A 697-nucleotide genomic window follows, 5' to 3' on the forward strand; every position below is an offset into this window, starting at 1 on the left:
TCGGCAGTCGACGGGCCGACGGCCTATTTCTGGCGCGAACTCGCCGAGTATTTCCCCGACGCCAAGCTCATCCTCACCGTTCGCAACCCCGAGGGCTGGTACAGGAGCGCACGTGCCACGATCTTCGACACCATGGGCGAGACCTCCGACCCGCAAAGTTTTGGCCGGGCCGTCATAGAGACGAAAATTTTCGGCGGTCGTCTCGACGACGAAACCCATGCTATCGAAGTGCTCGAAGCCCACAACGCCGAAGTGATCTCGGCTTTCCCGCCGTAGCGCCTGCTGGTCTATCAGGTGGCCGACGGCTGGCCGAACCTATGCGCCTTTCTCGGCGTGCCGATCCTGGCCGAACCCTTCCCCCACAGCAACACCACTACCGAATTTCGAAGCCGCTTCGCCAAATAAGCCCCGCACCGAGTTCGAGGCCGCAGCCCGGGTAACGCGCGTAGCAGCCTGTCCACGCCGGCTCGGATGCTTGTAACCAATAGAAGCGAGTGCACCAGCAAGGGGAGGGTGGCCGCTGTTGGGCGCGAAGGTTCCATTGCGGCTAGCCGCTCGGATGTCCGCTTCTGGACGGCGGCCATGATAAGTTCAACGGCCAACTTCGGCGCATTGCTGCCATTCCTGATCATTGTGTGACGAGTGCGTCGCAAACCTACCCCTGCGGTAGGACCCTAGGTCGGCCCTTGTTCAACGC

1 pseudogene is annotated in these 697 nt (G+C 62.0%); it reads left to right on the forward strand.

Features of this window, described 5'->3' with window-relative positions:
* Positions 1–405: pseudogene (locus tag ACXJ7R_RS35390) on the forward strand (sulfotransferase family protein); the annotation flags it as partial.
* Positions 406–697: the final 292 nt, after the last annotated feature.

Source organism: Mesorhizobium sp. P5_C1, from assembly GCF_054049815.1.